The following is a 21,363-nucleotide window of genomic DNA, read 5'->3' on the forward strand; positions in this document are numbered from 1 at the left end:
GTTTTTAAGAGAATATTTCATTATATTGTGATTAAATTTAAAATTTTGTCAGGAATAAAAAATTTTTTTATAATTTTTTTTGTATGAAGTTTTTGAATTACTTTTTTTTCTTTAATTGCTATATTGAAAATTTCTTTTTCAGATAATTTTTTTTTAGTTGAAATAATACAAGACATTTTTCCATTAATTTGTATTATAATTTTATTTATTTTAGAAATAATATATTTTTGATTTATTTTAGGCCAATTATGTATATTAAAATTAGATTGTTTTTTAAATTCTTTTAAAATTTTATAACTAAAATGTGGAGTAAATGGACTTAACAATTTTAAAATAATAATTAAACATTTTCTAATAATTGTACAATGATTATTATTTTTTATAATATATTTTTTTAAATATTTAAAAAATTTCATGATATGAGATATAGCAGTATTGAAAGATTGTTTATGTTGAATATCTTCAGAAACTTCTGATACTGTTTTAAATAAATTAGAATATATTTTTTTTTTTTTTTCTTGATTTAAATTAAAATATTTTTTTTTATTTTTTTTAAAAATAGATATATTTTTATAACATATATTCCATATTTTTTTTAAAAATCTATTCATTCCTTTTAATCCATTTTCATTCCAATATAAATCAGATTCTATCGGTGCTGCAAACATTATAAATAATCTTATTGAATCTGCTCCATATTTTTTAATAATTTTTTGTGGATTTATTCCATTATTTTTAGATTTAGACATTTTCATTATTCCTGCATAAATAACTTTTTTTTTATTTAAGTTTTTTATGGAAATAATTTTTCCTGTATTATTTTTTTTTATTTTAAGTTTTTTTTGATTAATCCATACTCTTGTATTTTCATGATTTAAATAATAAAATGCATCTGATAAAACCATTCCTTGACATAATAATTTTTTTACTGGTTCATCATTAGATACTAAATTAAAATCTCTTAATAATTTATGATAAAATCTAAAATATATTAAATGCATAGTAGAATGCTCAATTCCTCCTATATATTGATCTATAGGTAACCAGTATTTTGCAGCATTAAAATCAATCATTTTTTTAGAAAAATTTGGACATGTATATCTAGCGTAATACCAAGAAGATTCTATAAAAGTATCAAATGTATCACGTTCTCTAATTGCTTTTATTCCATTTATTTTTATATTAATCCAATTTTTTAATTTTTTTTTATTATAATAATCATCAAATTTAGGTAATAACACTGGTAATTGTTTTTCTGGAATAGTTATTATTTGATTATTTATAGTTGTTGCTATTGGAATTGGTGTACCCCAATATCTTTGTCTAGATATATTCCAATCTTGTAATTTATATTTTTTTTTTATTTTTCCTATTTTTTTATTTTTTATTTGTATTAATATCTTTTTATTTTTTTTTTTAATTTTTTTTTGTGAAATTTTTGAAAAATTATCTCTTAAATAATTTATATTTTTTTTATAAAAATTACGTTCTATTAAATTATGTTTAGGAGAAGCAATAATAATATTTGTTCCATATTCAATAGAAACAAAATTAGCGATCCAAATTGGTAATTCTTTTTTATTTAAAGGATTAATTGCAATTTCATTTGTTTTTATTCCAATATTTTGAATTTTTTTGAAATTTGAAACAGATGCTAGTTTTTTTTTTTGTTTTTTAGTAAATTCATATATTTTAGAGTTTTTATCAATTAATTTTGGAATCAATTTATGATCTGGAGATATTGCGATATATTTTGCATCTAATAAACTATAAGGTCTAATAGTATATCCTTGAATAAATTTTTTACTTTTTTTTAATTTTAAATTTATTTCTATTCCTTTAGTTCTTCCAATCCAATTTTTTTGCATGTTTTTAACTTTTTTAGGCCACATTTTTAATTTTTTTAAATCTTGATATAATTCTTCTGCATATTTTCTTATTTTTAAAAACCATTGTGGAATATTTTTTAAAATTACTTTAGTATCACATCTCCAACATTTTCCTTTAATAACTTGTTCATTTGCTAATACAGTTTTATCTTTTTTACACCATTTTACTAAAGAAGTTTTTTTATATATTAATTTTTTTTTATATAATTGAATAAAAAACCATTGTTCCCATTTATAATATTTTGGATTACATGTAGAGATTTCTCTAGTCCAATCATAACTAAAACCTAAAGATTGTAATTGTTTTTTCATATATTGAATATTTTTTTTTGTCCATTCTTTTGGTTTTTGTTTATTTTTAATTGCTGCTATTTCAGCAGGTAATCCAAATGCGTCCCATCCTATTGGTTGTAAAACATTTTTTCCTAGCATTCTTTGATATCTTGAGATTACATCACTAATAGTGTAATTTCTTACGTGTCCTATATGAAGTTTTCCAGAAGGATAAGGAAGCATAGGTACACAATAATATTTTTTTTTATTAAAATTTTCTAAAGCTTGAAAAGAATTTTTTTTTTTCCATTTATATTGTATTTTTTTTTCTATTTTGATAGGATCATATTTTTTTTTCATTTATATTCCGTTTCTTCTTAAAAAATTTTTTTATAGATATTTAAAATATTTTTTTAATAAATTTATTAGAATTTTAGAAGATTTTTTTTTTTTTTTTATTTTTTTTAAATAGATTTTTTAAAATATCTTTAATAGTGATTAATCCAGTAATAATTCCAAATTCATCTATGACAATAGATATATAATTTTTATTAATATAAAATTCTTCTAAAGTTCTATTTAAATTTTGACTGTCAGGAACAATTGCAGGTTTTGTAATAATTTCTTTTAATGAAAAATTTTTATTATTTTCATAAACAATTTTAAATAGATTTTTAGCTATTAAAAATCCTATAATGTGATTTTTATCATAACTTATAATTGGAAATCTTGAATATGAAGATTTTACAATTATTTGTAAACATTTATTTAATGTATCATGAATATTCAATGTAATCATTTTAGTTCTAGGAATCATGATATCTTTAACCTGTTTATTTTCTAAATTAATTACTTTTTCAATAGTATTATAGGTATTTTGTGTTATTAATTTATTTTTTATAGATTTATTTATAAAATATAATAATTCTTTTTTATTTTCTGGTGTTTCACTAAAAACTTTATTTAAAAATTTTGAAATAAATCCTTTTTTTTTATACATATTATGTATATCTCTTTTAAATTAACATTATAAATATTTTATATAAATTATGTTTATAATTGAAATTAAAGATTGTGAAGTTAAGATTTTGTATTATAAAAATATGGATTTTTAAATCCTAAAGAAATCATTCTTTTAATTTCTAATTTTTCCATTTTTTTTTGATTAAATAGATTGTTATGAGAGTAACCCATTAAATGTAATACACCATGAATAATAATATGAGCCCATCGTTCAAATATTTTTATATAATATTTTTTTGATTCTTTTTCAACAACACTTTTACAGATTACTAAATCTCCCATTAAAAGTTTATTATTAGTTTCTTTAGGATTAATAATAGAAAAAGATAAGATATTAGTTTTTTTATTTTTTTTTCTATAAAAATAATTTAATTTTTTGATTGTTTTTTTATTAACAATTTTTATTGTAATTATTGTTTTTTTTATAGATTTTTTTATAATATTTTTAATCCATTTTTTAATTATTTTTTTATTTGGAATATTATTTTTTATGTTAACAGAATATTTTATATTTATTTTAATCATGTTTAAATTATATAAAATGAAATATTTGAATAAAAGTTTTTATTTGAAGAACTATATTTATAGATTTCCTTTTAAATTTTGCATATATGCATCTTTAATTTTTACATCAATAATTTTTCCAATTAATTTTTTAGAACCTTTAAATAAAACTGTTCTATTATTTTGAGTTTTTCCAAATAATTTTTTTTTATTATTTTTATATATTAATTTTTCTACTAATACTTGTTGATATGTTCCGATCATTTTTTTACTCCAAAAAATTGTATTTTTTTGTATTTTTTTTTGTAATAAATATAATCTTTCTTTTTTTTCTTTTAAACTAACAAAATCTGATAATCTTGCTGCTGGAGTTCCAGGTCTTTTTGAATAAATAAAACTAAAACTCATATCAAATTTTATATCATCAATTAATTTTAATGTTTTTTCAAAATCTTTTTTTGTTTCTCCAGGAAAACCAATAATAAAATCTGATGTAATTTGTATATTTGGTCTATATGAGATTATTTTTTTTATAATTTTTTTATATTTTGATATACTATATGATCTTCTCATTTTTTTTAAAATTCTATTTGATCCGCTTTGTACAGGTAGATGTAAATAATTAACTAATTTTGGTACTTTTTTATAAATTTTAATTAAATCATTTGTAAATTCCATAGGATTACTTGTAATAAAACGTATTCTTTTAATTTTATTAATTTTAGATATTAATTTTATTAAATGAGATAATTTTACAATAGATTTATTAATAGACTGACCTCTATATGAATTTACATTTTGACCTAATAAAATTATTTCTTTAGTTCCATTTTTTGCTAAAAAATTAGCTTCAGATAAAATTTCTTCAGGATTTCGACTGATTTCTTTTCCTCGAGTATGTGGAACAATACAAAATGAACAGCATTTATTACATCCTTCCATAATAGAAATATATCCGCTAATCTTTTTTAAAGATTGATGTTTATAAAATTTGTATTTTTTTAAATTATTTGATTGAATATTTATAATTTTTTTTCTTTTTTGATAAATATTTTTAATTATTTTAGGTAAACGATGAATTGTTTTTGGTCCAAAAATTATATCTATATATGGAGCTCTTTTATAAATGTTTTTTTTTTCTTGTGTTGCTACACATCCTCCTACAGCTATAATTAGTTTTTTATTTTTATTTTTTAATTTTTTCCATCTTCCTAACTGATCAAATAATTTTTCTTGTGCTTTTTCTCGTATAGAACATGTATTTAAAATAATTAAATCAGCATTTTCTGCATTTTTTGTAGAAATATATTTTAATTTTTTTTGAAGTATATAAAATATTATAGATGAATCATATTCATTCATCTGACAACCCCATGTTTTTATATGTATTTTTTTCATAATTTTTTCTTAATAAAATTTACATTTTAAAATATTTTGATATTTTAATATCAAAATTTATTATATAAATAAATTTATAATTGATATATTCTTAAATATATTATAAGAGAATTATTTTATTTTTTTATTTTTCATATAATTTATTTAAATATTAAATGAAAAATTTTTGAACATAATTTTATTTTGAATAGAATTTAAAAAAAATCTCTTGATAAAATTATAAATATGTTTAATTTTATATGTTTTATTAATTAATAATTAAAATGTTAATAATGTTTAATATTAAATTTTAAATTTTAAATTTTAAAATAGTACTAAATTTCTAGAGATAACATTTCTTGTATTGTTTGTCGTCTTCTAATTTGTATAAAATTATTTTTTTTTATTAAAATTTCAGGAATTAAAGGTCTACTATTATAATTAGAAGACATAGATGATCCATATGCTCCTACATCGTGAATTATTAAATAATCACCAATTTTAACTATTGGTATTTTTATAGTATATAAATGATTATTTTCTTTTTGTGTAAATATATCTCCTGATTCACATAAAGGACCACCAACAATTACTTCCATTGTATTTGAATAATCTAAAATTCTATTATCCATAGGTAAAACAGAAATATAATGATAACTTCCATATAACATTGGACGTATTAATTCATTAAAACCACAATTTAATAATATAAATATTCTATTTTTTACATATTTTATACTTTCTATTTTAGATACCAATAAACCAGATTCAGCTACTAAAAATCTTCCAGGTTCTATTTCTAGTTTAATTTTACAATTTAGTTTTTTAGAAATTTTATTTCTAGATTTATTCCATATTTTATAATAATCTTTAATATTAACTTTTTCTTTATAATTTTTATATGGAATAGTTAATCCTCCACCTGCTGATATATAAGATATTTTATGATTTATTGAGATTGCTTCTTTTATCATTGCTTTACAGACTTTTTTTAAATGAATATAATTTACTCCAGATCCAATGTGAATATGTAAACCAATTAATTTTAAATTAAATTTTTTAATTAATTTAAAAGCTTCTTTTGAATTCCAAATTCCATGTTTACTATTTTTTCCTCCTGTATTAGTTTTTTTGTTATGTCCATGTCCAAATCCTGGATTAATTCTAATCCAAACTTTATGTTTTGGAGATTTTTTACCAATTTTTTTGATCATATCAATAGATCCAATATTAATTGGAATTTTATATAAAATAACTTTTTTTAATGTATTATCTTCAATAATATCAGAAGTATAAATAATATCTTGACTATTTCCTTTAAAACCAGCGTATAAAGCTCTTTCAATTTCTCCTAGAGAAACAGCATCAACTTTTACTCCATTTTTTTTCATAATTTTTAATATATGAATATTGGAACATGCTTTTTGAGCAAATCTAACAATATCAAATTTTTTTAATTCTAGTATTTTTTTTTTAATTATTTTTTTATTATATATCCAAACTGGAGTTTTATATTTTTTAATAATTTTTAAAATTTTCTTTGAATCAATATTATTTTTTTTTTTTATTAAGATATTCATTTTGTTTTATTTTTTTTATTAAGTAAAATTTATTTTTTAATAAGTCTCATATTAGGAAACATTATTACATCTTTAATATTTTTTTGATTTGTAAAAATCATTGTTAATCTATCAATTCCAATACCTAATCCAGCTGTAGGAGGCATTCCATGTTCTAAAGCTAATATATAATCTTTATCATATTTTTTTTTTTTATTTTTTTTTAATTCTTCTTTTTTAATTTGAATTTTAAATCTTTTTTTTTGTTCTTCTGGATCATTTAATTCTGAAAATCCATTTCCTATTTCATAACCTCCTATAAAAAATTCAAATCTATCAGAAAAAAATTCATTATTATTTTTTTTTCTTGCCAAAGGTGATACTTCTATTGGATATTCTGTAATAAAAGTTGGATAAATAAGTTTTTTTTCTACTGTTTTTTCAAATATTTCTGTAATAATTTTTCCGATTCCCCATGTATTTTTAATTTTTAAATTTAATTTTTTTGTAATTTTCTTTAATTGATTTAAATTTTTAAAATCTTTTAAATGAATAAATTTATTAAATTTCATAATAGATTCTTTCATTGTAAGTTTTAAAAACGGTTTCTTTAAGTCAAAGATATTTTTTCTATATTTTATTATATAATTTTTGTTAATTTTTTTTGATAAATATCGTATTAAATTTTCTAAAAATTTCATTAAATATTTGTAGTTAGAATAAGCAATATATATTTCCATCATTGTAAATTCTGGATTATGACGTGTAGATATACCTTCATTTCTAAAATTTCTATTAATTTCAAATATTTTTTCAAACCCTCCTATAATTAAACGTTTTAAATATAATTCTGGAGCAATTCTTAAGTACATTTTTTTATTTAAAGAATTATGATATGTAATAAAAGGTTTAGCAATAGCTCCTCCAGGAATATTATGTAACATAGGTGTTTCTACTTCTAAAAATTTTTTTTTATTCATATAATTTCTAATTATAGATATTAATTTAGATCTTTTTTTAAATGTTTTTTTTAAATTATTATTAGAGATAAAATCTAAATATCTTTTTCTATATCTTGTTTCTTTATTAACTAATCCATGGAATTTTTCTGGAAGAGATCTAAGTGATTTTGTTAATAAAATAAATTTTTTACAATGTATAGTCAGTTCATTAGTTTTAGTTTTAAAAATTGTACCAATGATTCCTATAATATCTCCTAAATCAAGATTTTTAAATTTTTTGAAATTATTTTTTGTAGAATTTAAAGAATCTTGTCTACAATATATTTGAATTTTTCCTTCAGAATCTTGTAAATGCATAAAAATTGATTTTCCCATAATTCTTTTTTGAATTATTCTTCCTGCTGTTTGTACTTTATTTTGATTAGATTTAAGTTCATTTCTATTTTGTGAATTATATTTAAGGTATATTTCATGAAAATAATTTTTTTTTTTAAATTTATTTGGAAAATTAAATCCTTTTTTTTTTAGTTTTTGTAATTTTAATTTTCTATTTTTAAATTCATTATTTTCATTTTTTTTTTTTAGTAAATCTATTTTTTTAGTTTTTTGTATCATATTTTATAATCCTATTTTTAAGCTTTTTTTAATAAATACATCAAGATTTCCATTTAAAAATTTTTGTATTTCTCTTGTTTCTAATTTAGTTCTTTCATCTTTAATACGCGAGTCATCTAATATATATGATCTAATTTGATTTCCCCAATTAATATCTAATTTCTTTGAGTCAATTTTTTTTTTTTTTAAAGCTTGATTTTTTAATTTTATAGTAAAAATTTTTGAAATAATTTGTTGAATTGCATATTTTTTATTTTTATGTTGAGAGCGATTATTTTGACATTTCACAATAATTCCAGTAGGTATATGTTTTATTCTAACAGCTGATTCTGTTTTATTTACATGTTGTCCTCCTGCTCCAGAAGCTTTATATACATCTATTTTTAAATCTGATTTTTTAATTTTTATTTCTTTATTTTTTTTTATACTAGGATAGATAAAAATTGAACTAAAAGAAGTATGTCTTTTATTTCCTGTATTAAATGGGCTTTTACGTATTAATCGATGTATTCCTGATTCTGTTCTTAACCACCCAAATGAATATTTTCCTTTAACTTGAATAGTAGCAGATCTAATACCATTAAATTCATCATATAAAACTGATATTATTTTAGTTTTAAAATTTTTTTTTTGAGCCCATTTTAAATACATTTTAAATAATATTTTAGACCAATCTTGAGCTTCTATTCCACCTGATCCAGATTGAATCTCAATATAACAATTTTTTTTATCATGTTTTTTTTTAAACATATGAGAAAAATTTAAATTTTTAATTTTATTTTTAATTTTAGATATATTTTTTGAAATATCTTTTAATATTGATAAATCATTGAGTTCATAAGATAATTTCAATAAATTTTTATTTTCTATAATTTTTTTTTTTATTAATTTTAATAAATTAATTTTTTTGTCAATTTTTTTTTTTTTTTTATTAAGTTTTGTAATTAATTTTATTTGTTTCCAGTTATTTTTATTTTGTAATTTTTCATTAATTTCTTGAGATTTTTCTTGATATTTTTTTAATTTAAAGATATTCCTTAGTTTTTTTAAATTTAGAAGAACATTTTAAAATTTTTTTAAAAGTTTTTTGAATTATTTTCATATTTTATTTTCTTATTTAAATAAATATAATATAAATGATATTTATGCGAAATTCTTTATATTTTTAATATTTTAAGATTTAACATTTTAAAACAGTTTTAAAAATTTTATATTTTAATATAAATATTTTTCTTTTCAATAATTATTTTTTCATATAAAATTTAATTATTATTTCTTTTAAAAGATTTTTTTTTAATAAATTTAAAATTATGAAAAATTTTTATTTTCAAAAAAATATTATTCTACCTATAGAAAATATATTTTTTTCTATTGTGTATTTAGATGAATTAGTTTTAATAAAAATTTCTGGAAAAGATAAAAAAAAATACTTACAAAATCAGATTACTTCTGACATTAAATTTTTTCCTAACAATAAATATTTTTTTTGTGGAAATTGTAATTATCAAGGAAAAATTTTTAGCACTATTTTACTTTTTAAAAGAAAAAATAGTTATTTTTATATTTTACGTAAAAGTGTATATAAAAAGCAAATTCAAGAAATGAAAAAATATTCTATTTTTTTTGATGTAAAAATAACTTTAGATAAAAAATTTACTTTATTAGGGATTTTAGGTAAAGAATCTCGTTTTTATTTAAATAAAATAATTAAAGTTTTACCAAATAAAAAAAATTCTATTTTACATAAAAAAAATATAACTATGTTATGGTTTAAAAAAAAAATAGAAAGATTTTTATTTCTTTATCCGCGTAAAAAAGTTTTTAATTTTTTAAAAAAAAATAAAAAAAATGCTATATTTAATTATAGTGATCAATGGTCATCTGTAGATATTGAAGAAAAAATTCCTATTATTGAAAAAAATACTTCTGTTACTTTTTTTCCACAAAATATTCATTTACATAAATTTCCTAATGGTATAAGTTTTACTAAAGGGTGTTATATTGGACAAGAACAAATCTCTAAAATAAAATATAAAAAATTAAATAATAAATGTATATGTGTTTTATATAGTTTATATATAAATGAAAGATTTACTCCTGGAGATTTTGTTTATATAAAAAATAATAATTCTTGGATTAGAAAAGGTGTGTTATTAAGTTCAGTAAAAGTAAGTAAAAAGTTTATTTATGCACAAGTAGTTTTAAATAAATTTTTTAAAAATAATTTCATTTATAAAATCAATAATAGTTATTTCTATAATTATTAATATTTTAATGATTTATAATATTTATATATTTTAGATTTTAATAAATAATTATTTTATAGAAATTTATTTTAATGTTTAAATTAAATAATGTTTTAAATATTCTATATTATATTAACGTTTATGAGTATAAAATTTTTATATGAAAAAATCGGGAACACTTTTTATAATTTCTGCACCTAGCGGTACAGGAAAGTCTAGTTTAATTAAGTCTTTTATAAATCAAGAAAAATCTTTAAATATGAATATATCTATTTCATTTACAACTCGAGATATTCGATCTCAAGAAATAAATGGAGTAGATTATAATTTTATTTCTAAAAAAAAATTTAAATTAATGATTTATAAAAGAAAATTTTTAGAATATGCAAAAATTTTTAATCATTATTATGGAACATCTTTGAAAGATATTAATTTATTATTATCAAAAGGAAAAAACATATTTTTAGATATAGATTGGCAAGGAGCTCAACAAATAAAAAAAAAAATTTCTAATGTAAAAAGTATTTTCTTATTACCTCCATCTAAAAAAGAATTATTTTTAAGATTAAAAAAAAGAAATCAAGATAATAAACAGGTAATTTTAAATAGAATGAAAAATTTTTCAAAAGAAATTAAACATTATTTAGAATATGATTATTTAATAATTAATGATAAATTTAATTTAGCACTTTCTCATTTAAAATCTATTATTACTTCTTGTAAATTATCTATTTATTATCAAAATATTAAATATAAAGATTTAATTAATAATTTATTAAAAAAATAATTTATTTTTAATATTTTTTTCTTAAAGCGCATTTTCTTTTACTTTCTGTTAATATTTTTTTTCTTAAACGAATAGATTTAGGTGTGATTTCTATTAATTCATCATCATTAATAAAACTCATTGCTTGTTCTAATGTAAAATTTATTGGTTTAACTAAATTTATAGCTTCGTCTGTTCCAGAAGCTCTCATATTAGTTAATTTTTTTCCTAATAAACAATTTACAGTAAGATCATTAGATTTACTATGCATTCCAATAATTTGTCCTTGATACACTTTAGCTCCATGACCTAAAAATAATTTTCCTCTATCTTGTAGGTTAAATAACGCGAAAGCAACAGCGTTTCCTGTATTATTAGATATTAATACTCCATTTCTTCTTTGTCCAATATTTAATTTAGATGATTTTGAATAGTGACTAAAAGAGGAATAAAATAAACCTGTTCCAGATGTAATATTTATTAGTTCAGAACGAAAGCCAATTAAAGCTCTGCTAGATATAGTATATTCCAATCTAATTCTATCTTTGTTATCTGAAATCATATTTTTAATTTCTCCTTTTCTTTCTCCTAGATATTTCATAATTGTTCCTTGATGTTTTGTTTCTATATCTAGTATGACATTTTCGAATGGTTCATTTTTTATTCCATTAATTTCTTTAAAAATAACTTTAGGACGTGAAACTTCTAATTCATATCCTTCTCTTCTCATATTTTCTATTAAAATAGATAAATGTAATTCTCCTCTTCCTGATACACAAAATACACTTGTATCATCTGTTTCTTTGACTTTTAATGCTACATTATGTTTTTTTTCTTTTTTTAATCTTTCTAAAATATGTCTTGAAGTAACATATTTACCTTCTTTTCCAGAAAAAGGAGAAGAATTTACGGAGAAAAACATTTTTACTGTTGGTTCATCAATATTTAATTTTGGAAGAGGTTTTTTATTTTTTATATCGCATATAGTATCTGAAATTTTTAAGTTTTCTATACCTGTAATTGCTATAATATCTCCTGAATATGCTTTTTTTATTTCATTTTTTTTTAATCCGCAATATGTCAGTAATTTATTAATTTTTCCAAAATAAACTTTTCTTTTTTTATCAATAATTTTAATATTTTGATTTTGTTTTATATATCCTGATCGAATTCTTCCTATTCCAATTACTCCAAGATAATTATCATAATCTAATTGAGAAATTTGCATTTTAAATTTTTTATGAATATTTTTTTTTGGAGAGGGAGTATATTTAATTATAGATTTGAATAATGGATTCATATTTTTTTCTAATTTATTATAATTTAATCCAGATAAACCTAATAAAGCAGACGTATATATTATAGGAAAATCTAATTGAGTATCTGTTGCATTTAAATTAACAAATAAATCAAAAATTTGATCTATAACCCAATCTGGTCTAGAGTTTTTTCTATCTATTTTATTAATTACTATAATTGGATGAAGATTATATTTAAATGCTTTTTCTGTAACAAATCTAGTTTGCGGCATTGGTCCATCTAATGCATCAACTACTAATAAAACAGAATCTACCATAGATAATACTCTTTCAACTTCTCCTCCAAAATCAGCATGTCCTGGAGTATCTACAATATTAATTTTATATCCTTTCCACATTAAAGAAGTATTTTTGGAAGTAATAGTGATACCTCTTTCTTTTTCTAAATCATTACTATCCATCACTCGTTCTTTTTTTTCTTCATGACTTTTAAAAACTCCTGATTGTTGTAATAATTTATCGATTAATGTAGTTTTTCCATGATCAACATGAGCAATAATTGCTATATTTCTAAATTTTTGATTCATTAAAATTATCCTGTTTTTTTAAATATTTAGTGTATATAGAATATAATATATTTTTTTATAAAAAATAAATTTTTAAAATTAATTAAAGTTTATAAATATTATATTAATACATATATAATATTTATAAAAATTATATTATATTAAAACATATTTTTTAAATTTTTATTTATAAAAATATTATTATTTATTTTTAAAGATTTCTAGTTTAAATATAAGGAATATATGCAAAATTTAAATTTTAATTCTACTATTTTTTTTAAGAGTTTTTTAAATGTTTCTGATATAAATATTCATTCTGGTATTGAAGTTATATGTCTTGGTTATTCAAATACAGGAAAATCTACTTTAATTAATGTATTGTGTGAAAAAAAAAAGTTATCTCGTGTTAGTAAATCACCTGGAAGAACTCAATTAATAAATTTTTTTAAAATTAATGAAAATTTTAGAATTATAGATTTTCCAGGATATGGTTATTCTAAATTTAATAAGAATTCTAGTTCAATATGGATTAATAAAATTAAAGAATATGTCAAATTCAGAAATATTATAGTGGGAGTAGTAATTATAGTAGATATAAAGTTTTTTTTTAAAAAAATTGATTTAGAAATTATGAGTTTTTTAAATAAAAAAAATATTAAAATAATTATTTTATTAAATAAATGTGATAAAATTAATTATAATTTAAGATATAAAAAATATATTTTGGCAAAAAAAGAACTTAAAAAATTAAAAATTTGTGCATCAGTTCAATTATTTTCATCTTTAAAAAAAATTGGAATTTTAAAATTAAAAACTATTTTAAATGATTTATATTTTAAAAATTATTTATAATTTATTAAAAAACATTTTTAATCAAACCAATTTTTTTTTTTAAAAGATTTTATCAAACTAGTAAAATTATTTTTTTTAAATTGATCTAAAATCTTTTGTATTATGGGTTTTTTTAACTTAAATTTTTTTTTTAGTAATGATGGTTCTATATTTAATTTAATTTTGGATAAAGTGTAAGATATAAATGCAATTTTTTTATTTTTTTTGAATATTTGAGGAAGATTTTTTGCATTTCTAATATTTAATAATGATAATTTTTTTAAATTTTTATAAATTTCTTTTAAAGATTTAAAATTTTCAAGAATTTTTTGAGCAGTTTTAATTCCAATTCCAGGTATTCCTGGAATATTATCTGATTGATCTCCAGATATTGCTAATAGATATTTTATTAATTTTGGTTTTACACCAAATTTTTGTATGACTTCTTGTTTAGTAATTATTTTATTTTGATGATTTAGAATATGTATTTTAGAATTAATTAGTTGTGTCATATCTTTATCATTTGTTAAAATTAATATTTTTTTTTCTTTTTTACTTTGATATTTAGCAACGGTTCCAATAATATCATCTGCTTCTATTCCTGGTATTTTTAATACAGTAATACCCATATATTTTATTATTTTTATAATTTTTTTAATTTGATTTTTTAAATCTTCTGGAATTTTGATTCTATTAGATTTATATTTTTTATATATTTTTTTTCTAAAATTTTTTTTTTTATGATCAAATACTACTATTACTTTTTTTGGTTTATATTCAGAAAAAATTTTTCTTAACATAATTAACATTCCATATATTGCACCTATTGGTTGACCTTTTTTATTTTTAAATTTTTTAAAAGTAAAATATGATTTATATAAATGGTTTGTACCATCAATAATTATAATAATTTTTTTTTTATAAAATTTCATTTGTAAAATATAATTTATAGTAAAGTAATATAATAAATATTTAGAAGTATATTCATAGAAGAATATATTTTTTATAGAAATTTATTTAATATTTTTTGTATGTGAAATAATAAAAATTTTTAAATAAATTAATTTATTTTTTAAATTTTTTATCTGATTTTATATGTATATATTTTAAAATTAATTATTTATATATTATTTCAGAATAAAATTTTAATATATTTTTTGAAAATATATTTATTTTTGAAACAATTTAAAATATTAAATGTAGTAAAATAGAATATTTATTCAATAAAGTATTTTACTACGTAAGTAATTTTTAAAAATATATTATTTTTTTTTAATATTTAATTCTTTAAAGCCATTATATTTAACTTGAGAATCTCCTAAATATTCTTCAATTCTAATTAATTGATTATATTTTGCAATTCTATCTGTTCTACTTAATGAACCAGTTTTAATTTGTCCTGCTGAAGTTCCAACAGATAAATCTGCAATAGTAACATCTTCAGTTTCTCCGGAACGATGAGAAATAATTACATTATAATTTGATTTTTTTGCTGTTTGAATAGTTTTTAATGTTTCTGTTAATGTTCCAATTTGATTTGGTTTAATTAAAATCGAATTAGCAATTTTATTTTTAATTCCTTTTTTTAAAATTTTATTATTTGTTACAAACAAGTCATCTCCTACTATTTGAATATTTTTTCCTAAAATATTAGTTTGATAAGCAAATCCTTTCCAGTCAGATTCATGTTGTCCATCTTCAATAGATAAAATAGGATATTTATATGATAATTCTTTTAAATATTGAGTAAACTCATAAGAATTAAATTTCTTATTTTCTCCTTTTAAATAATATATTTTATTATTAATATCATATAATTCAGATGCTGCGCAATCTATTGCTAGAGTTACATCTTTTTTAATTTTGTATCCTGATTTTTCTATTGCTTCTAATATTAAAAGAATTGCTTCTTCGTTAGAATTTATGTTTGGTGCGTATCCTCCTTCATCTCCTACAGCTGTACTCATATTTTTTTTTTTTAATATTGTAGATAATGAATAAAAAATTTCACATCCCATTCTAATAGAATTTTTAAAATTTTTAGCAGATATAGGTTGTATCATAAATTCTTGAATATCAATATTATTATTTGCATGTTTGCCTCCATTGATAATATTCATCATAGGAAGAGGCATAGAATATTTTTTAGAAGTTCCATTTAAATCTGCAATATGTTCAAATAAAAATACTTTTTTAAATATAGAAGCAACTTTTGCATTAGCTAAAGAAACAGCTAACATAGTGTTTGCTCCTAATATAGATTTATTTTGTGTTCCATCTAATTTTATCATTATCTTATCAATATTTTTTTGATCTAAAGAATCTTCATTTAGTAAATGTTTAGATATTAAATTATTGATTAGTGAAACAGATTTTTTTACACCTTGACCATAAAAACGTTTTTTGTTTCCATCTCTTATTTCTAAAGCTTCTTTAGAACCTTTAGATGCTCCAGAAGGAACTGAAGCTCTTCCAATTAAACCATTTTTAAGATGAACTTCTGCTTCTACAGTAGGATTACCTCGAGAATCAATAATTTCTCGACCAATAATTTTTATTATTTTAGACATTTTTTCCTCATAATATTTTTAATATAAATAGATATAATTTTTGTATTAATTTTTTTATATTTTTTTTTAGATTTTTTATTAATTTTTTTAAATTAAAGATTTTTATATTGAGGTTTAGATTTAAATTTTTAGATCAATTGAGATAATTAATTAGAAATTATTTTTTTTAGTGTAATTATTTTAACTAATTACGTATATATACAAATATTTTAAAAAAATAATTTTTTGTTATGAGTATTTTTAATATTATATTATTTTTTTATTTTATTTTAATTACAAAATTAATAATATTTTATAAATTTTAGAAATTTAAATAAAATTTTATTTTTTTTTATTCTTATTAATTTTTTTAAAAATTTCATAAAATAATTTTAATTTTGAAAAAAATATTTAAAATCATATATTTTAAATAATTTTATAAATAATATTTGATCTGAAATTTGAATTTATTTATTTGTTTTTTTTTTAAACTCATATTTTATTGAATATTTTAAAATAGTTGAATATTTTATATTTTGTGTTTAACAATTAAATTAATTTTGATCAATATTGTTATTTTATATGTTTTAATTAATAATTTTTGAATTTATATAAATTTAGTAATGAAATTTTTTTATAAGTTTCATTGTAACATCTTTATTGATATTTTTAGGATTTTTTTTATTTAAAAAATAAAATATTTAATTTTAATATCTATAAATAAAATTTTTTTTAAAATTTTAAATAAATTTATTTTTAATGTAATTAATAGTATAAATTACATATTACTAAAGTTAAATAAATATAAAAAGTATTTTTTTAAAGTTAATAAAAATTTAATATATGATTTTTACAAATGAAATATATTTAATATTTTAAATTATTTTTTAATTTTTAAATAGATTTAATAATTTTTAAATTTAAATTCATATGTAATTTAATTTTATAACTTTAATATTTTAAAAACATATTTTTTTTAAATATTTAAAATTTATTTATAAAATAATTATTTATATTTTTATGTAAAAATATTTATTAAAATTATATTTATTATTAATGTTTTTTTCCTTTTAAAGAGATAGTTTTATTAAAAGTAATTTTTTTATTTTTAAAAGTTTCTTTTTTATCAATTATAAAATAACCTTCTCTCTCAAATTGAAAATATTTTTGTTTTATATGATTAATAAGACTTTTTTCTATAAAACCATTTTTAATTATAATTGATTTATGATTAATATATTTTAAGTAATTTTTTTGTGAATCTGGATTTTTAATTGAAAAAATATGTTTAAAAATTCTAAATTTAGCTAAAATAGCATTTTTTTTAGAAACCCAATGTATTACTCCTTTTATTTTTCTATCTGAAGGATTTTTATTTAAAGTATTTTGATCATATGTACAATAAATTTTTTTTATATTTCCTAAAGAATCTTTTTCAATATTTTTTACTTTAATGATATATGCATGACGTAATCTTACTTCTTGATTCATTGTTAATCTTCTATATTTTTTATTTGCTATTTCTTTAAAATCATTTTTATCGATGTATATAGTTTTATTGAAATAAATTTCATGAGTTCCCATATTTTTATATATAGGATGGTTATTAACAATTATTTTTTGATTATGTTCTTTAGGTAAGTTTGTAATAATAATTTTTAATGGATTTATAATTGCCATAAATCTATAAGCGATATTATTTAAATGATCTCGTATACAATGTTCTAATAAAGAAAATTCAATTAAATGATTTTTTTTAGAAACTCCTATTTTTTTACAGAAATTTTTAATAGATTGAGGAGTATATCCTCTAATTCTTAATCCAGATATTGTTGGCATGCGAGGATCTTTCCATCCTGAAATAATTTTTTTTTGTATTAAAACTTTTAATTTTCTTTTTGAAAGAGTAGTATATTCTAAATTTAATCTAGAAAATTCATATTGTTTAGCATGATTTTTTATATTTAAGTTTTTTAAAATCCATTGATATAGTTGGTTATTATTTAAAAATTCTAATGAACATAAAGAATGAGTAATTTTTTCTATAGAATCTGAAATACAATGACTAAAATCATATGTAGGATATATGTACCATTTATTTTTTGTACGATAATGTAGATTTTTTTTTATTCTGTATAATACAGGATCTCTCATAACTATATTTGAAGAGTTCATATCAATTTTTGCTCGAAGACATATATCTCCATCTTTAAATTTTCCATTTTTCATATCTTTAAATAATTTTAAATTTGTTTCAACACTTTGATTTCTATAAGGACTATTTTTTCCTTTTTGAGTTAAAGTTCCTCTATATTTTTTTACTTCTTTTTTAGATAATTTGTCTATATATGCTAATTTTTTTTTTATTAAAATTTTTGCATATTTATATAGTTTTTTAAAATATTGAGATACATAAAAAATTTTTTTATTCCATTTATAACCCATCCATTTAATATCTTTTTGTATAGATTTAACGTAAATTTTACTTTCATTGTCAGGATTGGTATCATCAAATCTTAAATTACATTTTCCATTATATATTTTTGCAATCTTAAAGTTTAAATATATTGATTTAGCATGTCCAATATGTAAAAAACCATTTGGTTCTGGTGGAAATCTAGTATGTATTTTTGTATATTTTTTATTTTTTAAATCTTTATTAATAATTTTATAAATAAAATTCTTATTTTTATTAATTTTCATTATATAGTGCTCCATTAATTTGTAAGATTAAATTGATTATTTTTAAAAATATATTTAAAAAACAATATTTTTAGTAGCGATTTCTTTATAGAATTTTTAGTTTGTATGTGATATAATTTTAAAAATTTAAGATTAAGAAATATTAATAAAATTAATATTCTTATCAAAAAAATATTAATTTATAACAATTTCTTATAAAGAAATTTTATAATTTATTTTGATAATTAATTAATTAAGAAATTTTAATTTATTTTTAAATAAATATGATATAAAAATATATAGCTATGTAGCTCAGTTGGTCAGAGCACAGCACTCATAACGCTGAGGTCATGGGTTCAATTCCCATCATAGCTAAAATAATTAATTTATATTATAATAATTTAAATATAGAAAAAGCGGAAGTGGCGAAATTGGTAGACGCACCAGATTTAGGTTCTGGCGCCTAATTGGGTATGCGAGTTCAAATCTCGCCTTCCGTATGTTTTAATTAAGAAATTTTGGGGTATAGCCAAGAGGTTAAGGCATCGGTTTTTGATACCGACATCCCTGGTTCGAATCCAGGTACCCCAGTTTTAAATAAATAAAAATTTTATTTATTTTTTTAAAATTAAATATTAATATTTTTAATTAATTTTGGGAAAGATTTTTATATATTTTAAAAATTAATTTTATTTTTTAAACTTATAATATTTATAAAATTATATTAAAAAATTTTTTTAAAATAATTATTGGTGTTTATCTGATGAAATTAGAAAATTTAAAAAAAATAGTAGCAAAAAATGCTTTAAAATATATACCAAAAAAAAAAGTAATTGGTATAGGAACTGGTTCAACTATATCTTATTTTATTAAATATTTAAGTAGAATTAAAGATAGTATTAAAGGAGCTATTTCATCATCTTATCATACTACAGTTAGTCTAAGAAAAAATGGAATTCCTATAATTAAATTAAATGATGTAGATAATTTATCAATTTATTTTGATAGTGCTGATGAAATAAATGATAATATGGATATGATTAAAGGTGGAGGTGCTGCTTTAATGCAAGAAAAAATTATTGCATCAGCATCTAAAAAATTTATATGTATGATTGATTATACTAAAAAAGTAAATATTTTAGGAAAATTCCCTTTACCAATAGAAGTTTTACCGATGGCTTATAAATATGTTCAAAAAGAATTAAAAAAATTTGGAGGAATTGTTAAAAAAAGAAAAAACGTTATTACTGATAATAATAATTATATATTAGATATTAAAAATTTATTTATTAAAAATCCTTTATATTTAGAAAATCAAATTAATAATATACCTGGTGTTATTTCTGTAGGAATTTTTGCACAAAGAAAACCTGATATTTTATTAGTTAGTAATCATACTCATGTTCAAACTATTTTAAATAAAAATTAAAATTTCTAAAATTTATAAAAAATATTTATTTAAAAAAAAATTATATCATGTAGAATCAAATAAATTAAAAATTAAAAATTTTTAATTTATAAAATTTAAAATTTATAGTCTATAAAAACTAAATTTAATAAATTTTTAAATAAATATTTTTTAAAATTTTAATTTATGAATATTTTTAATTTATGAAATTTTTATTAAAAATAATATTTTTGTTTTAAAATTTTATTACATCCGGAAGGATTTGAACCCTCGACCTCTCGGTTCGTAGCCGAGTGCTCTATCCAACTGAGCTACGGATGCATAAATAAAAAATATTATTTTATATATTATTTTTATATAATAGTGAGAGAGGGATTTGAACCCTCGATGAATTTTTTAAATACATACTCCCTTAGCAGGGGAGCGCCTTAAACCACTCGGCCATCTCACTTGAATAAAAATTTTATTTTTTTAAAGCTTAATATTTATATTTTATACTTTTTTCTTTTATAAAGTCAATTTTTTATATTCTTTTGTAATTAAAAATATTTATATAAAATTATTTTATTTAAGTATTTTTAAAAAAAATTTATGTTTTTTTACTTTTTTTTTCAGCTTGAATTCTTTGATATATTTCTTCTCTATGTACAGAAATTTTTTTGGGAGCATTAATTCCAATACGTACTTGATTTCCTTTAATTCCTAAAACTGTGACTATGATTTCATCTCCTATAATAAGTGTTTCTCCGATTCTTCTAGTTAAAATTAACATTTTTTCTCCTTAAAATATTTTTTGTAATTCCATATAATTTTAGCATGTATATATAAAAATTATTTTATATTATTTTTAATAA

The 21,363-nt window shown here is 18.3% G+C and carries 15 protein-coding genes, 5 tRNA genes and 1 pseudogene; 7 read left to right on the forward strand and 14 right to left on the reverse strand.

Annotation, left to right across the window (positions count from 1 at the left end; translation table 11 throughout):
• Nucleotides 1–20 precede the first annotated feature (20 nt).
• The 7 genes and pseudogenes from leuS to prfB all read right to left on the reverse strand — a co-directional run.
• Nucleotides 21–2,522 carry a leucine--tRNA ligase gene (gene leuS, locus LDP12_RS00965; protein WP_265226511.1) on the reverse strand — a complete coding sequence of 834 codons (2,502 nt, stop codon included), beginning with the start codon at nt 2,520–2,522 and terminating at the stop codon, nt 21–23.
• Nucleotides 2,523–2,595: 73 nt separating this feature from the next.
• Nucleotides 2,596–3,162, reverse strand: coding sequence for a CBS domain-containing protein (locus LDP12_RS00970; protein WP_265226512.1), 567 nt, complete (start codon nt 3,160–3,162; stop codon nt 2,596–2,598).
• A gap of 80 nt (nt 3,163–3,242) precedes the next feature.
• Nucleotides 3,243–3,710: an rRNA maturation RNase YbeY gene (gene ybeY / locus LDP12_RS00975; protein WP_265226513.1), complete on the reverse strand. Its 468-nt coding sequence runs from the start codon at nt 3,708–3,710 to the stop codon at nt 3,243–3,245.
• Nucleotides 3,711–3,767: 57 nt separating this feature from the next.
• Nucleotides 3,768–5,087 carry a tRNA (N6-isopentenyl adenosine(37)-C2)-methylthiotransferase MiaB gene (miaB, locus tag LDP12_RS00980; protein WP_265226514.1) on the reverse strand — a complete coding sequence of 440 codons (1,320 nt, stop codon included), beginning with the start codon at nt 5,085–5,087 and terminating at the stop codon, nt 3,768–3,770.
• Between the two features lie 314 nt (nt 5,088–5,401).
• Complete coding sequence (gene lysA / locus LDP12_RS00985) at nt 5,402–6,646, reverse strand: diaminopimelate decarboxylase (protein WP_265226515.1); 1,245 nt, start codon at nt 6,644–6,646, stop codon at nt 5,402–5,404.
• Between the two features lie 29 nt (nt 6,647–6,675).
• On the reverse strand, nt 6,676–8,202 hold the full coding sequence (gene lysS / locus LDP12_RS00990) for a lysine--tRNA ligase (RefSeq protein ID WP_265226516.1): 1,527 nt from the start codon (nt 8,200–8,202) through the stop codon (nt 6,676–6,678).
• Nucleotides 8,203–8,205: 3 nt separating this feature from the next.
• Nucleotides 8,206–9,252 (reverse strand): annotated as a pseudogene (gene prfB, locus LDP12_RS00995) (peptide chain release factor 2); the annotation flags it as partial.
• A 260-nt stretch (nt 9,253–9,512) separates the two neighbouring features.
• Here prfB and ygfZ point away from each other — a divergent pair.
• Nucleotides 9,513–10,469, forward strand: a complete 957-nt coding sequence (ygfZ, locus tag LDP12_RS01000) for a tRNA-modifying protein YgfZ (protein WP_265226517.1) — start codon at nt 9,513–9,515, stop codon at nt 10,467–10,469.
• Between the two features lie 139 nt (nt 10,470–10,608).
• A complete protein-coding gene (gene gmk, locus LDP12_RS01005) occupies nt 10,609–11,235 on the forward strand; it encodes a guanylate kinase (protein WP_265226518.1) in 627 nt (208 codons plus the stop codon).
• 7 nt (nt 11,236–11,242) lie between these two features.
• Here the strand turns inward: gmk and typA are convergent, their stop codons facing one another.
• Nucleotides 11,243–13,060 carry a translational GTPase TypA gene (gene typA, locus LDP12_RS01010; RefSeq protein ID WP_265226519.1) on the reverse strand — a complete coding sequence of 606 codons (1,818 nt, stop codon included), beginning with the start codon at nt 13,058–13,060 and terminating at the stop codon, nt 11,243–11,245.
• Between the two features lie 222 nt (nt 13,061–13,282).
• Here typA and yihA point away from each other — a divergent pair, with 222 nt between their 5' ends.
• Nucleotides 13,283–13,891, forward strand: a complete 609-nt coding sequence (yihA, locus tag LDP12_RS01015) for a ribosome biogenesis GTP-binding protein YihA/YsxC (RefSeq protein ID WP_265226520.1) — start codon at nt 13,283–13,285, stop codon at nt 13,889–13,891.
• A gap of 17 nt (nt 13,892–13,908) precedes the next feature.
• On the opposite strand, the gene LDP12_RS01020 is transcribed toward yihA, so the two are convergent.
• The 3 genes from LDP12_RS01020 to LDP12_RS01030 form a co-directional block, all read right to left on the reverse strand.
• Nucleotides 13,909–14,802, reverse strand: a complete 894-nt coding sequence (locus LDP12_RS01020) for a 5'-3' exonuclease (RefSeq protein ID WP_265226521.1) — start codon at nt 14,800–14,802, stop codon at nt 13,909–13,911.
• 330 nt (nt 14,803–15,132) lie between these two features.
• Complete coding sequence (gene eno / locus LDP12_RS01025; protein WP_265226522.1) at nt 15,133–16,440, reverse strand: phosphopyruvate hydratase; 1,308 nt, start codon at nt 16,438–16,440, stop codon at nt 15,133–15,135.
• 1,032 nt (nt 16,441–17,472) lie between these two features.
• Entirely contained in the window at nt 17,473–19,122 is a 1,650-nt protein-coding gene (locus LDP12_RS01030) for a glutamine--tRNA ligase/YqeY domain fusion protein (RefSeq protein WP_265226523.1), read from the reverse strand.
• A 280-nt stretch (nt 19,123–19,402) separates the two neighbouring features.
• On the opposite strand from LDP12_RS01030, the gene LDP12_RS01035 reads away from it, so the two are divergent.
• The 4 genes from LDP12_RS01035 (at nt 19,403) to rpiA (ending at nt 20,530) form a co-directional block, all read left to right on the forward strand.
• A tRNA-Met gene (locus tag LDP12_RS01035) sits at nt 19,403–19,476 on the forward strand.
• A gap of 41 nt (nt 19,477–19,517) precedes the next feature.
• A tRNA-Leu gene (locus LDP12_RS01040) sits at nt 19,518–19,601 on the forward strand.
• Nucleotides 19,602–19,620: 19 nt separating this feature from the next.
• Nucleotides 19,621–19,692: transfer RNA gene (locus LDP12_RS01045), tRNA-Gln, on the forward strand.
• Nucleotides 19,693–19,864: 172 nt separating this feature from the next.
• Entirely contained in the window at nt 19,865–20,530 is a 666-nt protein-coding gene (gene rpiA, locus LDP12_RS01050; protein WP_265226524.1) for a ribose-5-phosphate isomerase RpiA, read from the forward strand.
• Between the two features lie 226 nt (nt 20,531–20,756).
• Here rpiA and LDP12_RS01055 read toward each other — a convergent pair.
• The 3 genes from LDP12_RS01055 to csrA all read right to left on the reverse strand — a co-directional run bounded on the left by LDP12_RS01055 (nt 20,757) and on the right by csrA (nt 21,281).
• A tRNA-Arg gene (locus LDP12_RS01055) sits at nt 20,757–20,830 on the reverse strand.
• A 40-nt stretch (nt 20,831–20,870) separates the two neighbouring features.
• A tRNA-Ser gene (locus LDP12_RS01060) sits at nt 20,871–20,960 on the reverse strand.
• 138 nt (nt 20,961–21,098) lie between these two features.
• A complete protein-coding gene (gene csrA, locus LDP12_RS01065) occupies nt 21,099–21,281 on the reverse strand; it encodes a carbon storage regulator CsrA (protein ID WP_265226525.1) in 183 nt (60 codons plus the stop codon).
• Nucleotides 21,282–21,363: the final 82 nt, after the last annotated feature.

The sequence above is a fragment of the Buchnera aphidicola (Chaitophorus viminalis) genome (assembly GCF_026122795.1).
GTDB classification, from domain to species: Bacteria; Pseudomonadota; Gammaproteobacteria; order Enterobacterales; family Enterobacteriaceae; genus Buchnera_J; species Buchnera_J aphidicola_BK.

Coding starts and splice junctions, on each gene's coding strand:
- csrA (WP_265226525.1), bottom strand. CDS start 21,281: ATGTTAATTTTAACTAGAAGAATCGGAGAAACACTTATTATAGGAGAT.
- LDP12_RS00970 (WP_265226512.1), bottom strand. CDS start 3,162: ATGTATAAAAAAAAAGGATTTATTTCAAAATTTTTAAATAAAGTTTTT.
- yihA (WP_265226520.1), top strand. CDS start 13,283: ATGCAAAATTTAAATTTTAATTCTACTATTTTTTTTAAGAGTTTTTTA.
- rpiA (WP_265226524.1), top strand. CDS start 19,865: ATGAAATTAGAAAATTTAAAAAAAATAGTAGCAAAAAATGCTTTAAAA.
- ybeY (WP_265226513.1), bottom strand. CDS start 3,710: ATGATTAAAATAAATATAAAATATTCTGTTAACATAAAAAATAATATT.
- leuS (WP_265226511.1), bottom strand. CDS start 2,522: ATGAAAAAAAAATATGATCCTATCAAAATAGAAAAAAAAATACAATAT.
- ygfZ (WP_265226517.1), top strand. CDS start 9,513: ATGAAAAATTTTTATTTTCAAAAAAATATTATTCTACCTATAGAAAAT.
- lysS (WP_265226516.1), bottom strand. CDS start 8,202: ATGATACAAAAAACTAAAAAAATAGATTTACTAAAAAAAAAAAATGAA.
- typA (WP_265226519.1), bottom strand. CDS start 13,060: ATGAATCAAAAATTTAGAAATATAGCAATTATTGCTCATGTTGATCAT.
- LDP12_RS01020 (WP_265226521.1), bottom strand. CDS start 14,802: ATGAAATTTTATAAAAAAAAAATTATTATAATTATTGATGGTACAAAC.
- LDP12_RS01030 (WP_265226523.1), bottom strand. CDS start 19,122: ATGAAAATTAATAAAAATAAGAATTTTATTTATAAAATTATTAATAAA.
- eno (WP_265226522.1), bottom strand. CDS start 16,440: ATGTCTAAAATAATAAAAATTATTGGTCGAGAAATTATTGATTCTCGA.
- gmk (WP_265226518.1), top strand. CDS start 10,609: ATGAAAAAATCGGGAACACTTTTTATAATTTCTGCACCTAGCGGTACA.
- miaB (WP_265226514.1), bottom strand. CDS start 5,087: ATGAAAAAAATACATATAAAAACATGGGGTTGTCAGATGAATGAATAT.
- lysA (WP_265226515.1), bottom strand. CDS start 6,646: ATGAATATCTTAATAAAAAAAAAAAATAATATTGATTCAAAGAAAATT.